Source organism: Fictibacillus sp. NRS-1165 (assembly GCF_050468105.1).
Lineage (GTDB): Bacteria > Bacillota > Bacilli > Bacillales > Fictibacillaceae > Fictibacillus_C > Fictibacillus_C terrinigri.
Genome location: NZ_JBDPNU010000123.1, coordinates 1 through 2,727, shown reverse-complemented (window position 1 = coordinate 2,727; position 2,727 = coordinate 1). Strand labels below are relative to the sequence as shown.

At 38.7% G+C, this 2,727-nt stretch carries 2 protein-coding genes; both read left to right on the top strand.

Going from position 1 to position 2,727, the window contains the following annotated elements; all coding sequences use genetic code 11:
• The first annotated feature begins 389 nt into the window (after window positions 1-389).
• A complete protein-coding gene (locus tag ABHN01_RS24920; RefSeq protein WP_290399206.1) occupies window positions 390-1,697 on the top strand; it encodes an Nramp family divalent metal transporter in 1,308 nt (435 codons plus the stop codon).
• A gap of 113 nt (window positions 1,698-1,810) precedes the next feature.
• Window positions 1,811-2,122: a hypothetical protein gene (locus ABHN01_RS24915; protein ID WP_429877778.1), complete on the top strand. Its 312-nt coding sequence runs from the start codon at window positions 1,811-1,813 to the stop codon at window positions 2,120-2,122.
• Window positions 2,123-2,727 lie beyond the last annotated feature (605 nt).

Below are 2,727 nucleotides of genomic sequence, written 5' to 3'. Positions count from 1 at the left end.
TGTTTAGTAATGGGGCAGAGTGCCGGAGTTGCAGCAGCAATCGCAGCACACAACAATGAGCTTATAACTGAACTCGATATTCAGAAGCTTCAGGGCAAATTAGAGGAACAAGGTGTATTTTTAGGTGATAGCAAAAAAAAGGTGACGAATTCACCCCATTAAAGAAAATGACATCATGTGGGCTTAGAATCCAACTTAAGCCCTTGGGGAATTACAGACAATTCCTCAAGGGCAATCGTTGATTTTCAAGACTTGAGGATTGAAGGCAAAGCAACTTAATAGGAATAACAAATACCTTTTTAGAGGAGCGAGCTATCCTTAAGTAGAAATAGTTGCTTAATAGTTTGCAAAAACAAATGCTAGTTTTTTATAAAGGGGAGGAGTAACAGATGTCATTACCCGTTCAAAAAACAGTACAGCAAAAGCGACCACAATTAGCCCGCATTCCCTCCAACTTCAAGGAATATATGATTTCGTTTGGACCAGGAATAGTAATGGTTCTAAGCTGGTTGGGTGCAGGAGATCTTGTCGATATGTCCGTTTCAGGTGCCCATTATGGTTATAATCTTATGTGGGGATTGGTTATAGCCTTACTTCTAAGATATATCTTAGTGAATGTAATTTCCAAATACGCCTTATGTAATGTCCATGGGGAAACAATTATTCAAGGTTATAATCGAATAAATAAATTTTTGCCCATGTTTTTCGGTATAGCCAGTCTTTTGCTTGCGCATTTTTATGCAGCTTATCTTGTTAAAGGTGCCGGAGAAGCATTAGTGAAACTCACTTCAGTGGGAAACACATTCATCTGGTCAATTGCCGTTGTTGTCGTGGCTCTTGTTTTAGTTGGAAATGGTATTTATAACTATGTTGAGATAACAATTAAAGGCGTTCTTATAGTAATGGTTATCAGTCTAGTGGGAAGCGCATTATGGGTCGGTCCTAACGTTGCCGATATCGCAAAAGGGACGATCGCATTTAGTGTCCCGGATAATGTGGGTGGGTTAGACACTTTGGTTTTTGTCTTTTCTTTAATCGGTGCTGTGGCCGGTTCAATGTCAAATTTGATTTATCCCTATCTGTTTAAGGAAAAGGGATGGGAGGGTCCATCCTATCTAAAACTTCAACGCTATGATCTTTTGTTTGGGATTGCAATGATTATTCTAATCGACCTAGCAGTTTGGACACTCGGCGCTGAAATTCTCCATCCAAGGGGTTTAACAGTTGAGAGTGTGGGAGATATGGCTCAAATGTTAACTTTAACACTCGGTATACTTGGAGGTATCCTTTTCTATCTCGGGGTTTTAGGTGCTTGTGTTAAGACCGTTATCGTTTATGCACTTGGCTTTGGAACTCTTTTTGTAGATGCTATTCATACTACCTTCCCTGAAAGAGCGAAAAAATATAATCGTGAGTATACTAAAGATCCTGTTTACAAAGCCACTCTTCTTGTTACAGTAATCTCTCCCCTTATTTGGGCACTACCATCAATGCCTGGATTTGTATACTTAACTATTGTTGTTAACGCATTTCAAATCATTCTTTTACCTGCAGTTGCCATAGGATTAATGGTGTTAACGAACCGGAAAGAGCTTTTAGGTCAGTATGCCAATAATTGGTGGGAGAACATGCTATTACTATGCTTGATTGGTTTGACTCTTTGGTCAACATGGCATTTAATCGTAAGCTTATTCTAATTTGAAAAGAATAGCACCTATCTGAAATCTTCATTTTCAATTATATCGTTTGTAAGCGGTTGCATTAACGAGCTGAGTTTAGTATTGATCTTCGAGCACAAACGAATAGGGCGATGGAAGCTTTAACAGAGAGTGTAATAAGAGCGGTTCAATATGCAGGAGAAGGCAATGGCGCCGAAGTACAACTTGAAATTCGGGCACAAATGGTAGCAGCAGAGAAGAACGCCCCCCTTTTATGGAATAAATCGGGAGATACGGTTCGAGAGATGCTTGGTGTAAGGTCACTCGTCCATCCTCCGGTTACTCCAGGAGGCGAAGATTTTCATTTCTATACAATCGAAAGACCTAATATTCAAGCAACGATGGTAGGGCGGGCTAGGTACAGGCTTAGAACCTGGTCTTCATCACCCAAAGATGAAATTTAACTTAGAAGCTATGGGAATGGCGTAGCGATTTTATTTTGACTTAAAAAAGCATCATAATGATGATCATTAGAATGCAGACTCTAAAAAAAGAGTCTGCTCTTTGTGTGGTTAAAGCATGTATGCCATTACGGCCGAGACGAAGCTAAGCATCATACTTTAAAGAAATAATACCTCTGTCATCTTTCGAACTTTGTTGCATTTTGTGTAATCACTCCGACCTCTTCACAGATTCCTGTGAAACAGCTTAAGTTTTAAATTACAAGAAAGAATGGGCAAGAACTTTAATATCATCAGCGGTACAGGATGTACTCAATTTTAAGACACATTAGGCCCGTTGCCATGCATCTGGAAGTTTGCTTCTTCGTAAGCGAACCTTCACAAGTTTGCGTCTATCATTGCTTCCTTATTAAACAAAGAAAGGCATGTAGTTTCATTTAACAATATTGACAGAATAGAGTAAGAATCTTAGAATTTAATTTGTTAACCATTTTTTTATTTTGGTTTACATTAAGGGATAGTGCGTTTGAAAATGGAATTTCAGATTAATTTCGATTTTTTTTGTTTTCATTACAGAAAATCCATTAAAAACCATTGGGTTGGTAGAC

Excerpts from the sequence above, each read along its gene's own strand:
- ABHN01_RS24915 (WP_429877778.1), top strand. The coding sequence starts at position 1,811 with ATGGAAGCTTTAACAGAGAGTGTAATAAGAGCGGTTCAATATGCAGGA.
- ABHN01_RS24920 (WP_290399206.1), top strand. The coding sequence starts at position 390 with ATGTCATTACCCGTTCAAAAAACAGTACAGCAAAAGCGACCACAATTA.